The following is an 18,352-nucleotide window of genomic DNA, read 5'->3' as shown; positions in this document are numbered from 1 at the left end:
TCCATTGTTATTCCTACGAGCAAAATTAAATTCATCGTTAGAAACATTTTTTACACGGTGTGCCAAGTTAGTACTTCATTTTATATATGTTGCGTTGCCCAATAAATGTTCAATGCATCGCCATATTCAAGAGGTTTAATGATTTGTCCTCTTACATTTAAGTCTTTGATGGCAAGCTTATCCTCTTTTGTATAAGCATTTGTCAGGATGAATACCTCTGTAAAAGCCAATGATGGATCTTTACGAATGATTTTTAGTAAATCAATCCCATTTACTTTGGGAACATTAATATCAAGGAGAATTACTTTTGGATGAATTTTATCTTGCCCTTTCCGTCCATATAGTTTATTTAAGGCTTCTTCACCATTTGAAGCAACCTCAATAGCACACGACTCTTTAACTTTTTTAAATATTCGCTTTACACCCTCAACATCAACAATATCGTCTTCAATATATAAAATATCAACGATGTTTTCATGGGATTCCATAGTCATTCTCCTACCGTGATCATCTGCTTTTAATGGAGCATAAAAGCTTACGGAATTCAGGAAATACTTTATCTAAAAAGGATTACATTCATTACATTGTATGCATAAGTTAATTATAGTATCAATAATAATCATTTTGTGAAAAAATATAATTTTCTGCCTATAATCTATAATAAATTAAATAAAGGAATAAAAAATGTTTGAATTAGATAATTCCATTAATTTTATGCTTGTGGATGATGATGAAATTGACATCAAAGACATACAAAGAACTTTTAAAAAAAATAAAATCAACAATCCAGTTCACATAGCAACAAATGGGGTAGATGCATTAAATAAATTATTGGGCCTAAATGGAGAAAAAAAAATAAAACCTACGCCCAAAATAATTATTCTGGACATTAATATGCCTAAAATGAATGGCATAGAATTCATGAAAAATATCCGCACAAATAAAAAATTAAAATCACTGCTGGTTTTTATTCTTACCACTTCAAATAGTGAAAAAGATAAAATAGATGCATATAACTTAAATGCCGCAGGTTATATTGTAAAACCATTTCAAGTTTCAGAATTTATGGAAATGATTTCATCATTACATCACTATTGGAATCTACTTGAGTTTCCTAACAAAAATGTGAGTTAGCGCGCTCACAATTTCTTATAAGATCCAATTACTGGAGCACTTTCAGTTTTTTGATTTGCTTAGGCCAGGTAAATGACATCGTAGTACCATGCCCTATTTGAGACTGAACCATCACTTTGCCGCCTTGTGATTCGACAATTTTTTTAACAATACTCAAGCCAACACCTGTGGACTCCAACTCATCCCTTGCTTTAAGCGTCTGAAAAACAACGAAAATCTTATTAAAAAACTCAGGTGAAATCCCTGGCCCATCATCTTTAATAGTAAACAGATAAAATACACCTAATGTATCAACCTCGATTTTTATCGTACCTTTTGTCCGATGATGATGTTTAAAACTATTACCGAGTATATTAGAGAATACTTGAATCAATGGAATTTTAGCGGTTTTAAAAATCGGGAGACGTTGAGGATAATGTACTTCAAATCTACCTTCCGGATTTAGATTTTCAATGATATCTTTCAGAATTTCTTTGGTATTCACACGCTCGACATTCAAATCCAAACGACCCGCTCGTGAATATTGTAATATTCCATCAATTAAATTTGCTAAGCGTAAAGTACGTTGACGTAACAAGGCTAAATGCTCTTTAGATTTATCATCCAATTTATCGGCATTATCCTCTTCAAGCCAGGTAGCTAATCGCTCAATAGCCCGTAAAGGAGCTTTTAAATCATGTGATGCAATGTAAGCAAATTGTTCCAACTCTTCATTCGTCTTAATCAGTTGATTTTCGATTCGCTTCGCTTCTGTGATATCTTTGGAAATCATAACATAACCAACAGGCTCACCCTTATCATCCCGACGTAATGTCAGGGTAACAGAAGCAATAAAACGCGAGCGGTCGTTACGAACACGCTCGAACACTTCTTCCGCGTTTCCATTTTCTAATGCTCTTTTCATAAACTCATGAGCAGCTCCGGATTTAATGTCTTCACGTGTATGGAGTACGAAAATATTTTTTTTATTCACCATCTCGGAGGCGGTGTATCCATAATTACGGTAAGCGCCCTCATTCCATAAGATTATTTTTCCCTTCAAGTCCATGCCTACGATTGAATATTCAACAGAGCTTTCTAGAATATTTTGCAGCATACTTTTTGTATAAAATGTTTCTTCTGCTTTAATAGTTTGTACCTCCAGGTCGAACAAACTCTCTTTTGTCTGCTTTTTTCTCTGGCGTTTATTAGCCTCTTTTAATGGTTGCACAACGGAACCAAGATCATCTGTTTTTTCACCAATTTTTTTATTTCTACGTATTTTTTTGTGATCTGAAAGGCTCTGTGTCCGAGCATGGTCCATCATCAGGTTTCCTTAAAAAATAGATTATTGATTCATCACAAAAATAGGATAACTCTAATTATAGCGCGTGTTTCAGTTGCTTGCTGATTTCTTGAAATCAGCTCTGAAACTGTAGGTTACCAGATAATGCAATCAAAGATGGCGGCTGGCTTGTCTTTTAGAGCGAGTTATATGTGAAAAATCTTGTTTCTCGTTGGCCGATTCATCGAAATAATACGCCCAGGTTTTTTGAATGCATTCTGGACTTACGGTTTTAGTCCAAGTATTGTACTCATTCACTAAACGATTATATTGAATCAAAACTTTAGCAAAAGCACCGCGCATAAATTCGGAATCTGACCAGGAAATAAGAGGAAGATGAGGATATTTTTGCAATATGACTGCTGCAAGTTGTGGTCCATGAGTAGAAAATTCGTCAATCAAGTTCAACTCACCATCAATAACAACCAGATCCGGCACATGAGTGTCTATAAAAGACAGAGCGTCCTGACTATTACTTACAACATCGATTGCTACTGCAGCAACAACTGACTCTAATAATCGAGACAAGCAAAATGCATTAAAAGCATTGTCTTCAATAATTAATACACGCATCGCATCCGGGCTCCCTGTTAGTTCATAATCAAGTATAAAGATCAAACCTTAAGGAAGAATTAAGAAGTTATTTTTTGAGAAAAATTTATCTTTGCAGAGGACAAATTTGACATAAGAATGAAAAAAAAGAAATAACTCCTGATTTTTAAGTAATTTTATATAATTTTTTGCGACAAAAAAGGAGGATTTATGTGGATAAAGTCAGCGAGTTATTCATTATTTATTCAAGAAATTTACTATTTTTGTCCTGCGCAAAGAAAATTTATTTTCTATTTATAATAAATAGAAAATAAAGTCTAAATTAGACTACAATATATATTAGTCTTAAATATAGTGCTCGATATGAAGAAGGTAATTAAAAATTTTTTACCCGCCGCGGAGGCAATCCAACGTTTATTGTACCCTTATGCAGAAGTTATTGTGCATGATGTAAAACAAAATAAAATTGTGGCTATTTACAACCCATTTTCCAAGCGCCGTGCAGGTGATGCATCGCAACTGGATCAAGATGATCTGCAACTGCTGAATGATTGTGTTGGCCCCTACGAGAAAACAAATTGGAATGGAAATAAAATCAAATCAGTCAGCAGTATGATTCGTGATGAAAACCATAACGTTGTGGGCATGTTGTGTATTAATCTTGATGTTTCAGTAATGGAAAAATTTAATGAGTCTTTGCAACAATTTCTTCAGTGCGCTCAGTTAATAGCAAAACCGGAACCTTTATTTAAAGATGATTGGCAAGAGCGTGTTAATACCTACATTAATCATTACTTAAATGAACATCAATTGCTGCTTGATTCACTAAATCGAAAAGAAAAACAAGCCTTAATAGATCACCTGTATACGATTGGTGCTTTTTCTGGGAAAAATGCTGCGCAATATATTGCTCAAATTCTCAATGTGTCACGAGCCACTATTTATAATTATCTGCATCGATCCGAGGGAGAAAAATGAATGTTTGATGTAAAAACTGCCGTACTTAAAGCTGAAAATAGAATTCGTAGCCATATTCGTGAAACACCTTTGGATTTCTCTGTACCGCTAAGCAAACTTACCAATGTAAATCTTTATTTAAAATGTGAAAATTTACAACATACGGGTTCATTCAAAGTGCGGGGAGCCCTTAATGCGTTACTCTCTCTAAAAAAGAATCGGCAAAATGGCATTGTAGCAGCATCAACAGGAAATCATGGGGCAGCGGTTGCATATGGATTACATAATTTAAAACTTCCAGGAGTTATTTTTGTACCTGAAAATGTATCTCCTGTAAAAAAAGAAAATATTAGTTTTTATAATGTGCCACTTAAGCTTTATGGAAGGGATTGCGTCGAAACCGAATTACAAGCAATAGACTATGCAAAACATCACGATATGGTTTACGTGTCACCCTATAATAATACGCAAGTAATTGCGGGTCAGGGTACAATTGGTATTGAACTCTTACACCAACTGGATTCTGTAGATGTGATTTTTATCCCTGTAGGCGGGGGAGGATTAATTAGCGGAGTTGCGGGATATATTAAAGCAGTTTCTCCTAAAACAAAAATTATTGGATGTTTACCCGAAAATTCTCCGGTCATGTCAGAGTCGATTAAAGCAGGAAAAATTATTTCCATGGATAGCTTACCCACTTTATCCGATGCTACAGCAGGAGGAATAGAGCATGATTCAATAACCTTTGATCTGTGTCGCGAGTATGTTGATGATTTTGTTTTACTCTCTGAAAACGAAATTCGCTCTGCACTACTCACGATATTGAAAATCCAGCACCTGTTAATCGAAGGCGCTGCTGCTGTAGCCCTGGCTGCATTTTTAAAATGTGTTCCCTATTATCAAGGAAAAAACGCAGTGGTTATTTTAAGTGGAGCAAATATTAGCCTGGAAACATTAAGAAATGTAATCCAGCAATTATAAAAATAATCAACATGCAATCATTAGTGCTTGGAATCTTGCAGAACAAACTAAAGGGTAATAAGTGACCTAGAGATCTTGGTCAAACGGGCGTAGTTAAGCGCAGGTTGAACGAAACTTGTTCCGTAAAAACAGGATATAGGCGGCTACATGAGCATTTCCGGACAATTTTTTGTTTAAGATGCGCGCCAAATAAGACCGATCCTTGATAGGATCTAACGCCCGCCACCGTCTCCCCCATAGCCTTTTTCATTATTTGAAGAAATCGGAGGCTGATCGATATTACAGGAACTGACGAATACGGAAAGTCCTACCAAACAAAAAGCAAAAAGAACTCTTTTCAATTGTTTCATTATTGACATGGGCTCTCCTTAAGAATAATTATTTCCATAAATTATATCTACCTATTTATATAGTAGTATAATCGATAATTATCTCTTTAATTACATTCCAGGATTTCTATACCTCAACATCATGTGCCAATAAACGTCTGTTCGCACGGAAATAAGTTACAGGAGAGTGTTCCAATAAATCAGAAAGTTTTTCCATATAAATACAAGCAAAGCGATCGACTTGATAGGCAAAATAACTTTCCTCTGCTCCAGCACGAAAAATACGTTCCCATTTTGGATTAAAATAGGTTTGTTGTTCTTTTAACAATTTAGTAAGCTGAGTATCAATCCGACTGATTTGTGCCTGCAATTCTTGTATTTCATGGCTGTATTGTTTTGAACCTTCATCAATCATTTTTGTGTATAAATTGACGTATTGCTTTTCTAAATTCTTTTTTATTTCCATCGCTTCACTGATTTTTTTCTCTATAGGTATCGCCCGTGCTTGTGCGGCTATTTCCTCTCCAAGCTCTTCAACAACTAAAGCAGTTCTCCAATTGCAATCTTTTTTTAATCTTAAGATATCCCCATAGATATGATCGCCAATATAAAGGAGTTCGTCGCCGCGGATATGCAAATCTTCAGTAAATTTTTTGGCATTACCTCCTTGGTACACGCCTGGGACTATTGGACCCATTGTATTAGTCATTGTTCCAGTAGCGGGATGAATCGATAAAAAACGAAGATTATCGTAAAAAAAGCGTGGCTTATTGGCGAGTGTAATGACAAACTCAAATAAATTGATCCAGCTTTCACCCCTCTTCAAAAAAGGGTTAATTGCATATTCCAATAATAGCTTTGTATAGGAATAGTCGGAATTTGTAAGAACAAATATTTTTTTGCCATGATGAATAAAATGCTTCAAGCCCTCAACAAGGGCACGCTCTTTAATAACATATGTAGGCAAATTTTTACTAATAATTGTTTTTAAACTACCGTCAGAATGAACTTTATCCACGCAAAATTGTACGTCTTGTGCGATGATTTGATAACTGGGTATTTCCTCAGGATATAATGAGTCTTTTAAATCAACTAATTGACCATATAGAACACAGAAAGCAATCGAAAAAGCTGTATCTATAGCCATGTAATTAGGATCACTCAAATCAACATAAATACTTCGATAAATTTTTTGCTGTTCAGAAAAATCAATAGGTTTAGTGCCATGATAACTTTGGCGAATTGCACCATAACGACTTAACTTTAAAATATTACCGTTTTTACTATCGATAACCAAACCACGAATCGCATCGTGATAATTAAAATTCAATTTCTTAATTTGTTCAGGGTAATGTTTTACCTCTACCAACTGTTCTTTAACGAGTTGGTAAACCAAAGACTCAAAATTCTCCGAATTATAACGAATCAAGGTATGATCCATGTCCAGACCAATCAACTTGATTTTTTTCATATTCAGAATTCGGTTTACATAAACTTTATGTTCATTCATTAGCCTAAAACCTATTTTTTATAAAGCAGTCTATAGCCAAATACCCCTGTCATAATATTTTTTGGCCTATCCTACGCTCACTGCCAAAGGAAAAAACTGCCGCTCTCCGCGAAGGCGAGAGCCCATTTCTAGCGAGGCACAGAGCCACGTTAAGAATAGATTCCCGGCTTCGCGGGAATGACAAAATCTTAACTTAATGGGCTGTGTATCCCTCGCGCCTTCACTGTTAGTTAACAAGGTTGTCCGCGGAATCCAGAAATCAGCGACATCACCGGATCTCGCGGACAAGTCCTGGTCCTACGAGACATTATTCTATTTCACGCGCTTCACGCCATCTTGAGAAGCCGATAAAATTATATCTGCTGCACGATGTGCAAATATTCCGTTTTCTACAACTCCGGTTATCAAGTTAATGCGATTTTCCATATCCATAGGTTCATTGAGGGTTAAATGAAACACATCAAGAATGATATTACCATTATCAGTAATGAAACCCTCTCTATATTCAGGATCACCGCCTAATTGAACTAACTTTCGAGCGACCATACTTCGCGCCAGAGGAATCACCTCAACAGCAACTGGAAAATTGCCCAAATGGTTTACAAGCTTTGAATCATCTACGATACAAATAAATTTTTCTGCTACCTGAGCTACAATCTTTTCACGGGTATGAGCACCACCGCCTCCCTTAATCATTTCGCCCTGCTCAGTCACTTCATCGGCACCATCAATATAAATCGGTAAATCCTGTACTGAGTTTAAATCAATAACAGGAATGCCTTCTTGTCGTAATAAAGCTTCTGTTGCTTTGGAGCTCGATACACATGCATCAATTCTGTGCTTTATAGCAGTCAGTTCTTTAATAAAAAAATTTACTGTAGAACCGGTACCTACACCAACCACCATGTCGTCTTCGATGTATTGCAACGCAGCTTTTGCTGCTTTCATTTTTAATTCGCTCATTAAGAATCATTCCTTTTTCTTTGCCTCACAATTTCATATAAAGAAACGCCCGTGGCTACAGAAACGTTTAAACTGGTTACACTGCCTAGCATAGGCAAAGAAAATAAACCATCACAGCGTTCGCGCGTCAATCGGCGTAGTCCCTCACCCTCTGCCCCCATCACAATCGCGACATTTCCAGTACAATCTGTTTGATATAAGGAGCTAGTTGCCTCGCCAGCTGCACCATAGATCCAGACCCCTTGTTCCTTTAAAAGTTCCATGCCACGTACTAAATTAGTCACTCTCACCAAAGGTACCGACTCCGCTGCACCGCATGCAACTTTACTCACTATAGGAGTAATACTGGCACTCTTATCCTTAGGGATCACCACAAAATCAACACCGGTTGCATCTGCCGTACGCAAGCATGCTCCTAAATTATGTGGGTCAGTGACTCCATCCAAGATCAGAATCAAAGCAGGCTGTTTACTGGACTCCAATAATGCAAGTAAATGGGATTCATTGTAATCGGGCAAAGAAGATGCACTTGCAACTATTCCTTGATGAGCAAAATCCGCAAAACGCTGGTTCATTTTTTGCGTACTTAATTTTTCAATATTGATGTGTGCTTGCATCGCTTTATCAATAATATTTTGCAGCCTCTTATCCACCCGATCTTCACTAATGTAGAGCTTTTTAGTCACTCGATGGGGGTTGGTTAACAAAGCAGAAACCGCATGTACCCCATAGACATACTGCTCACTCATGACTGGCTACTTCCTCTACCGGCTCAAAATCAATTTTACGCTCATCTAAATCAACTCGGGCAACTAAAACTGTCATTTTGTCTCCCAAATGATACACATGACCACCTCGTGTCCCAGTCAGACGATGTTTTACAGAATCAAAAGTATAGTAATCATTTTTTAAAGAAGTAACATGGACCAAACCTTCAACATAAATTTCATCCAGTTCAACAAAAATTCCAAAACTGGTCACTGCAGAAATTCGCCCTTTGAAGACCTGCCCTAACTTATCTTGCATGTATTCACATTTTAACCATGTAGTCACTTCTCTTGTCGCTTCATCAGCACGACGCTCAGTCATCGATGAATGTTTCCCCAATCGATTCATATCTTCATGGGTATAACTAAATTCATAAACTGGCTGATTATCCAATAAATGACCCAGTGCACGATGAATTAACAAATCGGGGTAACGTCTGATGGGCGAAGTAAAATGAGTATAGGCAGAATAGGCAAGGCCAAAATGTCCTTCATTGGCTTCAACATAGTGCGCTTGTTTCAGTGAGCGAAGCATTACCGTTTCAATGAGATGTTTATCAGGCCGATCTACTATAGCATTCATAGTACGCTGAAAATCTTTGGGTCCAGGTTTTTTGCCACCACTTAATTGCAATCCTAACTCACCTAAAAACTGTCTTAATGCAGTAATCTTGTCCTCTTCAGGAACAGCATGCACACGATAAAGTGCGGGAATCTCTGCCTTTTCCAAAAATCGCGCTGTAGCAACATTCGCGGCCAACATACACTCTTCGATCAATTTATGCGCATCATTGCGAATCACTGGAACAATACATTGAATTTTTTTATTTTCATCAAATTCGATACGCGTTTCTGTAGTCTCGAAATCCATGGCGCCGCGAAGCTTACGGGTAACCAATAAAACGTGATACAAACCATAAAGAGCCTCCAACGTAGGCCATGAAGAAGCATGTTGTTCGTCGGTTATCCCCTGCTCAAGCCAAAAGCCAACCTGAGTATAGGTCAATCGAGCATGTGAATGAATGACTGCTCGATAAAACCGAGAGCGCGATATTTTACCTTCATTACTGATCGTCATCTCGGCGACCATGCACAGGCGATCCACATGAGGATTTAAAGAACATAGGCCATTGGATAAAGCCTCTGGTAACATGGGGATTACTTTTCCAGGAAAATAGACCGAATTACCACGTCGCGCGGCTTCTTTATCCAGTGCAGAATCTTGCTTCACATAATTACTGACATCCGCAATTGCAACATATAATTGAAAACCGCCCTTTGGCTTTTTATAACAATAAACTGCGTCATCAAAATCTTTGGCATCTTCCCCATCAATCGTAACAAAAGGAAGATTACGGAGATCAGTGCGTCCCTTGATTTGGTCTTCAGTAACATGCTGTGGAATTTTTGCAACTTCAATATTCACATCCTCAGGCCATTCGAAGGGAATTCCATGTGCATAAAGTGCAACTTGAATTTCCATGCCAGGAGCCATATGTTCGCCTAAAACATGAATCACCTTACCAATAGCTTGTGTCCGTTTACTCGGAAAGGCAATTAATTCGACCAAAACAATTTGACCGTTCTTGGCTCCATTAATCATTTCTTGGGGAATAGAGATATCTTGAGTTAAATGTTTGCTATCAGGGAATACAAAACTGACCCCATGGTCGGTAAAAAATCGTCCCACAACAGTGGCATTGGCATGCTCGATCACTTCATGAATTTTTGCCTCGGGTCTTCCTCGCCTATCCACACCAACCTGATAGGCAAGAACAACGTCTCCATGCATCACTGCCCGCATTTCTTTAGCAGACAAAAACATATCTTCTGAACCATTATCAGGAATAAAAAAACCAAAACCATCAGGGTGTGCTTGAACGGTACCGCGTGATAGATTAATTCTTTGCATAAGACAAAATCGGCCGCGTCGATCTTGCATGATTTGTCCATCACGTAACATGGCCTTCAGTCTAAATCCCATAGACTCTTGCTTGCGTTCATCTCCTATGTGGAGTTTATCGAACAATTGAGTACGCGACATGGGCTTACCGTATTCATTAAGAATTTCCATAATGAATTCGCGACTTGGGACAGGATCGGTATATTTTTCACTTTCCCGCTCATAAAAGGGATCTTTAAAGGGATCTTTTGATTTTTTGCTCAACGCTTATCCTGTTTGTATTTTATTGTCATCATATTTAAGGTATACATCATTTGCTCAGTTCTACCACTTATCCATGAAAGTAGCAAGATAAGTGGGGCAACCACGAGCAATTCCCGCCAAGAAACGTGTCAGCAAAAGCCGTCTTCCCTTTAGCAGTTATTGCTGGGTGTATATCTATTTTCTATATCTTCTTGAATCTCTTTTGCAGAGAGATTTGTATAAAACAATGAACCAGTCAATATCTTCTGTTTCATCTCGTTACTTATTGATGGGTCACGAGATAATACAGAATAAATGTTATACACAAACTGAATTCGTTTTTCCTTATCCTCTTTTTTGTCTAACTTTTGCTCGAATAACTTCGTATACATACTACATTCTCCAAAATTGATAACTGGAATTACTGTCAACTTCTTACTTATGATTTCTTGGGTACAGGAATCACAAACCCTCGAGCACCTACCGCGGCAGTTAATGCGGATAAAGACATATCTTCTGCTGCCCAAAACGTACTGCCTTTACCTTGAGCAGGAATTTTCACCCCTTTCCATTTACACACAGCAATGAGACCTTCACAAGGAGCTTGTTGTTCGTGGCCAGGCTTGGATTCAATACAATTTAAAACAAATGGGCCTTTATGCAGAGCCAATGCAGACCAATTTCCACCCTGTATCCGTGTTGTCCAACCGGCACTGGCACTGGGATTAGCAACTGGATGTGTAATCCATACATCTGTAGAAGCGAGATTATGAATAAATACCAAACTGCTTTTTTTAGCTTGTAATGTCACTGATTCACCCTGAACAGCAACAGCTTGACATCCAACAGGCAGAGTCGATTCTGCAGCTGCAACATAGGAAGACAACAGTGAAAAACAAAAAAAAGCGAAAACTTTCATTACTTTCTCCCAAAATAAAAAATAGAAATCTAAATCTTTCAACATCACAAAAACATCAACAAGGTTAAAATTATACAATTAGCCTATGTTGCTTGTCAGCCTTACTTGCTAAAATCATTCTAATTTACACTGACCAATTCAATGAATATGCATATCTGGGTAGATGCCGATGCGTGCCCCAAAGTAATTAAAGAAATCTTGTTTCGTGCTGCAGTCCGTACAAACACTTCACTAACCTTAGTGGCCAATTCCTTTCTTACTCATCCTAACTCACCTTTCATTCGCTTTGTGCAAGTCGTTAAAGGTTTTGACAGTGCAGACCATTATATTACGACCCATTTAAAGCCCTTTGATTTGGTCATTACTGCCGATATCCCCTTAGCAGCGGACGTTATTGCCCAAAAAGGATTGGTGATTAATCCTCGTGGAGAGGAATATACTGAGAACAACATCAAACAACGTTTAAATATAAGAAATATGCATGAACAATTACGGGCAACTGGACAACATTCGGGCGGCCCTGCTGCATTAAGCATCAAGGAAAAGACTGCTTTTGCGAATGCTTTGGATAGGTACTTAGCAAAAAAATAAAATAGCTCCCATCATATCTCAACCTTAAATTTGACAAATAATTGACCGCAACCCAGGTTTTAAATACGCTCAAAGGGAATGGTAGAACTGCATGAAGCTGTTTCGACATACATTATACGAGCAAAGATAATATAAAAGAATATCCAAAAATTTCTTTAATGATCATGGTATTACTCAACAACGATGCCAATGCAATCATAATGAACATCGATCTATTTAAGTACGTACCTTACGAGCAATAAAGTAATTAACTTTAAAACTGTAGATCCAATCTCATTAATAAAATAAATAAAATCTTGTTGCAAATAGAAATGATGGGACTTATACAACCATTTACAATAAGTACTTCGGCTCCTAATTTGTAGCCCTATGCAGTATAGGTTAAACTCATTTTCATTTTCAAAGAAAGGAATAAAATATGCCAGATCGCATTAATGTCGAAAAAATCATCACTCTACATAAAAATTCCATCACTCTATGGAAAGCTTCGGGTATAGTACATCAGTACGAAAAACTCTATCGCTTAGTTGAAGAAAATCATGCTTTTAACTACCAACTCTGGCACGCAGAAGATAGGGCCCGCCGCGATGATCAAGGATATGAGTTTGTATACCAAGCGAAACGCGAAATTGACCGATTCAACCAATTACGTAATAACCGCATGGAAGCAATGGACGCATGGCTTTTCAACGAACTGCAACCTGCAGATTATCATACTTGTCCCGTTCACTCTGAATCACCGGGAATGATTATTGACAGACTTTCTATTTTATCCTTGAAATCTTATCACATGGAACTGCAAACCAAGCGTGAAGACGTTGTGGAAGAGCATCGGAAAAATTGTACTCATAAATTAGCAACCATTAATCAACAATTAGAACAATTGGCTCAGTGTTTCAAGGAACTACTTGAGGAAGTAAAAGCACAAAAACGTACTTTTAGAATCTATCATCAATTTAAAATGTATAATGATCCTAATCTAAACCCTGAATTGTACTGCCGGCAGTAGGGTAATGATTTAGAGTGGTATCGCTCAATGAATGAGGCAGTATTGGGTTTTGTGGAGGTTTTTTAGGCTTAGAAGAAGGAGTAAAGAAGCACCAAAACAATGAATCGTGTCGCGACAGGGAATCAGAGGCTTTACTTTTTCGCTCACGTGATTCCCCTTGAGGCTGGGTTTTTATTTTATCCATCGACTCATCGACAGGAGCAGTTCCTTCCGTTTTAGTAACCTGTCCTTTAGGCGGACGCCCCAATCCCCGTGCCAAAGCTCGAAGTCCAAGAATTAATGAAAATAAAACGCCATTCGCTATCGCCAATGCACCCATTACCGGAGTGTCATGATAATCTCCTTCGGAATCAATTTCCTGACAAGGGGTCATTACAAAATTGGAGAAATTATTTCCTTTGGATAAACCAGAGAAAGTAGAACGGATACACTCCAACCACTCTTGAAAAAAATTCTGCGGCGAAGGATCTGGTTTAAGCCCATCTTTTAATGACGTATTAAAACCCTCCGCAGATAAAATCTTTACATCCTTTTGCTGCTCTATATTTTTCTTCATCTCGAGAATTTGGTCGTAAGGATGTTCTTTGTTGAGCTCCGTTTCTCGTTTCTGCATATGCTGATAATGTGCATGCAAGGTATAGGCTATCATCCCAATCATAAATGCCAGGCCAGAAGCGATAAATACAGCCAATAAAGCGGGGGGGAAGCTGACTGCGGCGATTGAAAATACTGCGGTAACCGTAAATAAGATTTGGGTCAATACGCCGTAGGCATATAAGCCATACTTTATTCCTAACAAACCCGCGGTTAAATAATTGTGCGTTGTTTGATCCTTTAATAATTGACGTTCTTTTTCAAAGTTCTTAATTAACTCACATACTTCTAATTTCAATCTTTGGATTTCAAGTAAATCCTCCGCTTTTTTTTCTTTTTTCTCCTGAAACTCAAGCAATTTGGCATAAGTTAATTCCAACTCTTTGGTTGTGATTGCTAATTTACAGTGAGTTTGAGTCGCTTTGAGGCGTAACTGAAAATCATATTCTTCATAAATTCGTGAAATAACGCAAGAGAGTGTGTAAATCGCACCAATGATTGACATGGCGATAAGAAGATGCGGTGAAAGAACAGAAAGACTTACCACCCCAACATAAAAATATAATCCATCCAGCAAACCACCTGTCCCTAATGCTAAATAAGCGTAAACCCGATCTTCATGAGTCTGATACTCGGTTCGTGATAAATAGTATTCTCGATCTAATGGGGTTAAAGAACTCAACTGTTGGATTTCAATTAAAAGCTCTCCGTTTTTATCCATTTGCCTTTTACGCTTTTCAACCATGCTGCGTATCCAAAATCGGTTAGCTGCAGCAAATACACCTAATACCAGTCCTACAGGGACAACCATATACTTAAGATCCATCCCACTGATCAGACTTATAATTTGTACTGTACTTCGCCAGCCTTTATACGCATTTTTCAAGCCCTTCATTACATCGCGAAAATAGGGCCAAGCGGTCACTATGAATTTTTTTACGGAATCCTTTTCTTCTTTCTCAAAAACACTTGCCAGGAAGGAAAAAGACACTAAAAAAATTGCTTCTGCGGTAATTGCTGCGATTCCCTCAGGAGAAGTGAGTATTTTGTGTATGTAGTCAGCATCAGTCTTACGAATAAATACTTCCATAAAGTATTTAAACATGCTGTAAGAGGAACTTAGAGAATCTACAATGGCATAAGCGTGGTAAATGTAACGATTTTTATCAAGTTTTTGAGCGAGGAGTCTACTTTGCGCGTCGATACGACCGGCGATTGCCAAGAGAAAAACAAGTTCTTCTGATTTTAAAGGTGTATCTTCTTCGCCGTTAAGAGACATTACTTACACACAGAAATGGCCATCGGTTAAGGTTGGGGCGGATTATAGGGATCATTGATCTTGATGTCAATAATCACCTCATCATGGATTAAAAAGATACAGATTTATTGTACACTGATAACAAAGATCACACTCAATTCGTACAAAAAATATTTCATTAAACCCACTTACGGGTTGTGACTTAGGAGGCAAACCTGCTACGATATTGCACTAAATATTAAAACAACTCAGGAAAGAGGATTCAATGAGATCAATACTTGCTCTCTTTATTTTAGCAGCACTAATGACTGGATCGGTTATGGCATCAAATGAAGTACAAATTTATGGTTATGTTGAGAAAGTTTCGTTTCCCGAGAAAGATTTGACCTTATCAGCAAAATTGGATACTGGAGCTAAATCCGCATCATTAAATGCGACCAATATAACTGAAATTACTAAAAATGGCGTACCTTATTTACGTTTTATTGTCCCCACTAAAAGTGGAGAATACGTATTTGAAGCAGAATATAAAGGTCGAGTAAAAATTAAAGTTCGCGATGGTGAACATGGATCAGAAATAATGGAACATGCACCAATCAAACGCCCTGTTGTCCTGCTTAATTTACAACTTGGAGATAAAGTTAGAACAATTAAAGTAAATTTAACCAATCGCAAACGGTTCCTCTATCCTTTGCTTTTAGGAAGAGATGCAATCATTGCTTTTAATGGTGCAGTAAATCCAGCACTCACCTTTACATTAAGAAACCAGAGTTTTAAGAAACAATGAAAAACAACGCGCGTCATGTTTATGGACTTATTTTTACTTTATTGATCCTGGGAACAGGATTTTTTTTGTATCGACATTTTGTACTCGATGTGCCTTTAACTGATACAGAAACAATAAACAGTTGGATGGTTGAATCCAACTTACGTTTTGTTGCGGACCCCAATACACCGATTAAAGCAAGTTTTAATATTCCTTATTTACCGCCGCATTTCGCTATTCTTGATGAATATTTCGTATCAAGAAATTATGGTGTAACAACAAATTTAAATGGAGATAACCGGGAAACAGTTTGGTCTATTAGACGCGCTCATGGCGCACAATCGCTGTATTACCGAGCAATTTTCCGTCAAGCCGAAGGAAATGAATCACCATTAGGAGCACCCCCAGCAGCCAAAACCCAATCTCTTGAAGAAAGCCAAAAATCAGCTGTTGAAACCATTACCAACCAAGTACGACAATCCTCTGCAGATATTAAAACCTTTGCCCAGAGCACGATTAAAGAACTGAATAAAAAAGATGGAAACGCCAAGCTACTGACAGGCAATGATTTTAGTGACGAACTCATTATCAATGCAGCAATTTTAATTTTGAATCAGTCTAAAATCTCTGCCATTCCAGTAAAGGGAATTTATTTGTCCCAAAAAAGTAAAGCAGAGTTAAGTTCATTTTTGGCCGTATACAATGGTAAAAGCTGGATTTATATTAACCCCAAAACCGGTGGAGCAGGCCTACCTAAAGATTTTCTTATTTGGCAATATGGCAATGAGCCTGTATTTAATGTCGTTGGCGGTAAAAAAACTCAATTTAGTTTAACCGTATCCCCCACTCCCATAAATGCCTTAAGTATTGCTAAATCACGAGGCTTGCAATCCGATTCACAACTGTTGCGTTTCTCATTATTGCAATTGCCAGTCAATGCACAGGAAACTTATAAGATTTTATTAACTGTACCTATAGGTGCTTTTATTATCTTAATTCTGCGAAATTTTATCGGAATTAAAACTTTTGGTACTTTTATGCCCGTTTTAATTGCTTTGGCCTTTAGAGAAACCCATGTAATCTGGGGAATTTGCCTCTTTGTCATTATCGTATCTTTTGGTCTATTGGCTCGCTTTTATCTGGATCAATTAAGGTTACTTTTAGTACCACGGCTCGCGGCAATTCTTACCGTCGTGATTTTGCTCATGATTTTTATTAGTGTATTCAGTCTCAATCTTGGATTGGATGCAGGATTATCGGTTGCTTTATTTCCCATGGTCATTTTAACTATGACTATAGAACGCATGTGCATTACCTGGGATGAGCGAGGTGCTTCAGAAGCCATAAAATCAGGTATAGGCAGTCTAGTTGCTGCGGTTATTTCTTATTGGGCAATGAGCTATGAACCTTTACAATATCTAATCTTCGCCTTCCCTGAATTGGTTTTAGTTCTATTGGCTTTAATATTGTGGTTCGGCCAATATCGAGGATATCGATTGTTTGAGTTGAAGCGCTTTAAATCACTTGCGGGACATGTAGAATGATCACCCTGTTTCGTCGTTTAAAAAGTCATGGAATATTAAGTATTAACCAACGTAATACGGATTTTGTATTACGCTACAATCCGCGAAAACTTTTCCCTTTAGTTGATGATAAATTAAAAACAAAAAAGCTGGCTCTAAAGTCTGGTATCGCAGTTCCGCCTTTATACGATATCATTGAAACGGAGCAACAAATTAAAACCATAGAGGATCGTTTAGAGCCTTATAGTGACTTCGTAGTTAAACCTGCACGTGGTTCCGGTGGAGATGGTATTTTAGTTTTTAAAGATAAAGTCTATGGTCGCTATCGACAAATTAATGGAAAACTTACCACAGCCCAGGAGCTTAGTTACCACTTATCTTGTCTGCTTTCAGGAGCATATAGTCTTGGCGGCTCCTCAGATTATGCAATTATAGAGAAACGAGTAGTAGTAGACCCGGTATTTGCCGAAGTAAGCTACGAAGGTATTCCTGATATTCGAATTATTAGTTTATTGGGCTATCCTGCCATGGCCATGGTGAGACTTCCGACTCGTTTGTCGGGTGGAAAAGCAAATTTACATCAAGGAGCAATTGGGGTTGGAGTAGACCTCGCCACCGGGAAAACTCTTGGTGGAGTATATCATAATGACATCATTGATTATCATCCGGACACGCTGAATTCCATTGTAAATATAGAAGTACCCTATTGGAATAAAATACTTGAGATCGCCTCCAGTTGCTATGAGCTAACGGGCCTGGGTTATCTTGGTGTAGATATCGTTCTTGACAAAGAGCAAGGGCCTTTAATGCTCGAATTGAATGCGCGTCCAGGCTTAAATATTCAAATTGCCAACAGGGAAGGTGGATTAAAACGATATCGAGCGATCGAAGTGCGCCATCAAGAATACCCCAATGAGACAATTGCTGAAAAAGTAGCCTTTAGCCGCGAACATTTTTCACGTTTAAAGCACGCTTAAACCCAACCATTCAAAGTTAATTTAGGGTCATCCTGACCCATTAATTAGAGTG

The 18,352-nt window shown here is 37.8% G+C and carries 19 protein-coding genes; 8 read left to right on the top strand and 11 right to left on the bottom strand.

All coding sequences use genetic code 11. The annotated features are described in order from the left end of the window. Positions 1 to 80: 80 nt before the first annotated feature. The gene (locus tag Ltuc_RS01765) at positions 81 to 488 is read right to left on the bottom strand and encodes a response regulator (RefSeq protein ID WP_058519643.1); all 408 of its coding nucleotides are present in this window, start codon (positions 486 to 488) and stop codon (positions 81 to 83) included. Positions 489 to 684: 196 nt separating this feature from the next. On the opposite strand from Ltuc_RS01765, the gene Ltuc_RS01760 reads away from it, so the two are divergent. Next, complete coding sequence (locus tag Ltuc_RS01760; protein WP_058519642.1) at positions 685 to 1,134, top strand: response regulator; 450 nt, start codon at positions 685 to 687, stop codon at positions 1,132 to 1,134. Between the two features lie 28 nt (positions 1,135 to 1,162). Here the strand turns inward: Ltuc_RS01760 and Ltuc_RS01755 are convergent, their stop codons facing one another. Next, positions 1,163 to 2,437: a sensor histidine kinase gene (locus Ltuc_RS01755; protein ID WP_058519641.1), complete on the bottom strand. Its 1,275-nt coding sequence runs from the start codon at positions 2,435 to 2,437 to the stop codon at positions 1,163 to 1,165. A 132-nt stretch (positions 2,438 to 2,569) separates the two neighbouring features. Then, a complete protein-coding gene (locus Ltuc_RS01750) occupies positions 2,570 to 3,031 on the bottom strand; it encodes a response regulator (RefSeq protein ID WP_058519640.1) in 462 nt (153 codons plus the stop codon). Between the two features lie 342 nt (positions 3,032 to 3,373). Here Ltuc_RS01750 and Ltuc_RS01745 point away from each other — a divergent pair, with 342 nt between their 5' ends. Next, on the top strand, positions 3,374 to 3,988 hold the full coding sequence (locus Ltuc_RS01745) for a helix-turn-helix transcriptional regulator (RefSeq protein WP_058519639.1): 615 nt from the start codon (positions 3,374 to 3,376) through the stop codon (positions 3,986 to 3,988). Continuing rightward, a complete protein-coding gene (locus Ltuc_RS01740; protein WP_058519638.1) occupies positions 3,989 to 4,948 on the top strand; it encodes a threonine/serine dehydratase in 960 nt (319 codons plus the stop codon). 212 nt (positions 4,949 to 5,160) lie between these two features. Here Ltuc_RS01740 and Ltuc_RS15485 read toward each other — a convergent pair whose 3' ends face one another. The 7 genes from Ltuc_RS15485 to Ltuc_RS01710 all read right to left on the bottom strand — a co-directional run bounded on the left by Ltuc_RS15485 (position 5,161) and on the right by Ltuc_RS01710 (position 11,582). Continuing rightward, complete coding sequence (locus Ltuc_RS15485; protein ID WP_165480998.1) at positions 5,161 to 5,307, bottom strand: hypothetical protein; 147 nt, start codon at positions 5,305 to 5,307, stop codon at positions 5,161 to 5,163. A gap of 97 nt (positions 5,308 to 5,404) precedes the next feature. Further along, entirely contained in the window at positions 5,405 to 6,787 is a 1,383-nt protein-coding gene (locus Ltuc_RS01735) for an HAD-IG family 5'-nucleotidase (RefSeq protein ID WP_058519637.1), read from the bottom strand. 312 nt (positions 6,788 to 7,099) lie between these two features. Beyond that, entirely contained in the window at positions 7,100 to 7,750 is a 651-nt protein-coding gene (gene rpiA / locus Ltuc_RS01730) for a ribose-5-phosphate isomerase RpiA (protein ID WP_058519636.1), read from the bottom strand. Beyond that, on the bottom strand, positions 7,750 to 8,499 hold the full coding sequence (rlmB, locus tag Ltuc_RS01725; protein ID WP_058519635.1) for a 23S rRNA (guanosine(2251)-2'-O)-methyltransferase RlmB: 750 nt from the start codon (positions 8,497 to 8,499) through the stop codon (positions 7,750 to 7,752). The genes rpiA and rlmB overlap by 1 nt, the downstream gene beginning before the upstream one ends. Further along, complete coding sequence (rnr, locus tag Ltuc_RS01720; RefSeq protein WP_058519634.1) at positions 8,492 to 10,684, bottom strand: ribonuclease R; 2,193 nt, start codon at positions 10,682 to 10,684, stop codon at positions 8,492 to 8,494. The genes rlmB and rnr overlap by 8 nt, the downstream gene beginning before the upstream one ends. A gap of 149 nt (positions 10,685 to 10,833) precedes the next feature. Further along, the gene (locus tag Ltuc_RS01715; protein WP_058519633.1) at positions 10,834 to 11,055 is read right to left on the bottom strand and encodes a hypothetical protein; all 222 of its coding nucleotides are present in this window, start codon (positions 11,053 to 11,055) and stop codon (positions 10,834 to 10,836) included. A gap of 47 nt (positions 11,056 to 11,102) precedes the next feature. Beyond that, positions 11,103 to 11,582: a hypothetical protein gene (locus tag Ltuc_RS01710; protein WP_058519632.1), complete on the bottom strand. Its 480-nt coding sequence runs from the start codon at positions 11,580 to 11,582 to the stop codon at positions 11,103 to 11,105. Between the two features lie 147 nt (positions 11,583 to 11,729). Here Ltuc_RS01710 and Ltuc_RS01705 point away from each other — a divergent pair, with 147 nt between their 5' ends. Together Ltuc_RS01705 and Ltuc_RS01700 are read left to right on the top strand one after the other, a co-directional pair. Then, the gene (locus Ltuc_RS01705; protein ID WP_058519631.1) at positions 11,730 to 12,173 is read left to right on the top strand and encodes a YaiI/YqxD family protein; all 444 of its coding nucleotides are present in this window, start codon (positions 11,730 to 11,732) and stop codon (positions 12,171 to 12,173) included. Positions 12,174 to 12,591: 418 nt separating this feature from the next. Then, a complete protein-coding gene (locus Ltuc_RS01700; RefSeq protein ID WP_058519630.1) occupies positions 12,592 to 13,182 on the top strand; it encodes a DUF4254 domain-containing protein in 591 nt (196 codons plus the stop codon). On the opposite strand, the gene Ltuc_RS01695 is transcribed toward Ltuc_RS01700, so the two are convergent. Beyond that, positions 13,148 to 15,055, bottom strand: coding sequence for a hypothetical protein (locus Ltuc_RS01695; RefSeq protein ID WP_058519629.1), 1,908 nt, complete (start codon positions 15,053 to 15,055; stop codon positions 13,148 to 13,150). The genes Ltuc_RS01700 and Ltuc_RS01695 overlap by 35 nt on opposite strands. A 244-nt stretch (positions 15,056 to 15,299) precedes the next feature. Between Ltuc_RS01695 and Ltuc_RS01690 the strand changes: the two genes are divergently transcribed. Genes Ltuc_RS01690 through Ltuc_RS01680 form a run of 3 tightly spaced genes read left to right on the top strand, consistent with a single transcriptional unit; the run spans position 15,300 to position 18,300 of the window. After that, positions 15,300 to 15,821, top strand: a complete 522-nt coding sequence (locus Ltuc_RS01690; RefSeq protein ID WP_058519628.1) for an ATP-dependent zinc protease family protein — start codon at positions 15,300 to 15,302, stop codon at positions 15,819 to 15,821. After that, on the top strand, positions 15,818 to 17,344 hold the full coding sequence (locus Ltuc_RS01685; protein ID WP_058519627.1) for an inactive transglutaminase family protein: 1,527 nt from the start codon (positions 15,818 to 15,820) through the stop codon (positions 17,342 to 17,344). The genes Ltuc_RS01690 and Ltuc_RS01685 overlap by 4 nt, the downstream gene beginning before the upstream one ends. Continuing rightward, positions 17,341 to 18,300 (top strand): alpha-L-glutamate ligase-like protein, encoded by a 960-nt coding sequence (locus Ltuc_RS01680; RefSeq protein ID WP_058519626.1) that lies wholly within the window; start codon positions 17,341 to 17,343, stop codon positions 18,298 to 18,300. The genes Ltuc_RS01685 and Ltuc_RS01680 overlap by 4 nt, the downstream gene beginning before the upstream one ends. The last annotated feature ends 52 nt before the right edge of the window (positions 18,301 to 18,352 follow it).

Source organism: Legionella tucsonensis (assembly GCF_001468035.1).
GTDB lineage: Bacteria > Pseudomonadota > Gammaproteobacteria > Legionellales > Legionellaceae > Legionella > Legionella tucsonensis.
The sequence above is the reverse complement of the archived record's forward strand: the minus strand, read 5'-3'. Positions and strand labels throughout refer to the sequence as shown.

Bases quoted from the DNA above. Each gene is read 5' to 3' on its own strand.
- Ltuc_RS01760 (WP_058519642.1), top strand. From the start codon at position 685: ATGTTTGAATTAGATAATTCCATTAATTTTATGCTTGTGGATGATGAT.
- Ltuc_RS01680 (WP_058519626.1), top strand. From the start codon at position 17,341: ATGATCACCCTGTTTCGTCGTTTAAAAAGTCATGGAATATTAAGTATT.
- Ltuc_RS01765 (WP_058519643.1), bottom strand. From the start codon at position 488: ATGGAATCCCATGAAAACATCGTTGATATTTTATATATTGAAGACGAT.
- Ltuc_RS01735 (WP_058519637.1), bottom strand. From the start codon at position 6,787: ATGAATGAACATAAAGTTTATGTAAACCGAATTCTGAATATGAAAAAA.
- Ltuc_RS01705 (WP_058519631.1), top strand. From the start codon at position 11,730: ATGCATATCTGGGTAGATGCCGATGCGTGCCCCAAAGTAATTAAAGAA.
- Ltuc_RS01755 (WP_058519641.1), bottom strand. From the start codon at position 2,437: ATGGACCATGCTCGGACACAGAGCCTTTCAGATCACAAAAAAATACGT.
- Ltuc_RS01690 (WP_058519628.1), top strand. From the start codon at position 15,300: ATGAGATCAATACTTGCTCTCTTTATTTTAGCAGCACTAATGACTGGA.
- Ltuc_RS01700 (WP_058519630.1), top strand. From the start codon at position 12,592: ATGCCAGATCGCATTAATGTCGAAAAAATCATCACTCTACATAAAAAT.
- Ltuc_RS01715 (WP_058519633.1), bottom strand. From the start codon at position 11,055: ATGTATACGAAGTTATTCGAGCAAAAGTTAGACAAAAAAGAGGATAAG.
- Ltuc_RS01745 (WP_058519639.1), top strand. From the start codon at position 3,374: ATGAAGAAGGTAATTAAAAATTTTTTACCCGCCGCGGAGGCAATCCAA.
- Ltuc_RS15485 (WP_165480998.1), bottom strand. From the start codon at position 5,307: ATGTCAATAATGAAACAATTGAAAAGAGTTCTTTTTGCTTTTTGTTTG.
- Ltuc_RS01750 (WP_058519640.1), bottom strand. From the start codon at position 3,031: ATGCGTGTATTAATTATTGAAGACAATGCTTTTAATGCATTTTGCTTG.
- Ltuc_RS01695 (WP_058519629.1), bottom strand. From the start codon at position 15,055: ATGTCTCTTAACGGCGAAGAAGATACACCTTTAAAATCAGAAGAACTT.
- Ltuc_RS01685 (WP_058519627.1), top strand. From the start codon at position 15,818: ATGAAAAACAACGCGCGTCATGTTTATGGACTTATTTTTACTTTATTG.
- Ltuc_RS01710 (WP_058519632.1), bottom strand. From the start codon at position 11,582: ATGAAAGTTTTCGCTTTTTTTTGTTTTTCACTGTTGTCTTCCTATGTT.
- Ltuc_RS01740 (WP_058519638.1), top strand. From the start codon at position 3,989: ATGTTTGATGTAAAAACTGCCGTACTTAAAGCTGAAAATAGAATTCGT.
- rlmB (WP_058519635.1), bottom strand. From the start codon at position 8,499: ATGAGTGAGCAGTATGTCTATGGGGTACATGCGGTTTCTGCTTTGTTA.
- rpiA (WP_058519636.1), bottom strand. From the start codon at position 7,750: ATGAGCGAATTAAAAATGAAAGCAGCAAAAGCTGCGTTGCAATACATC.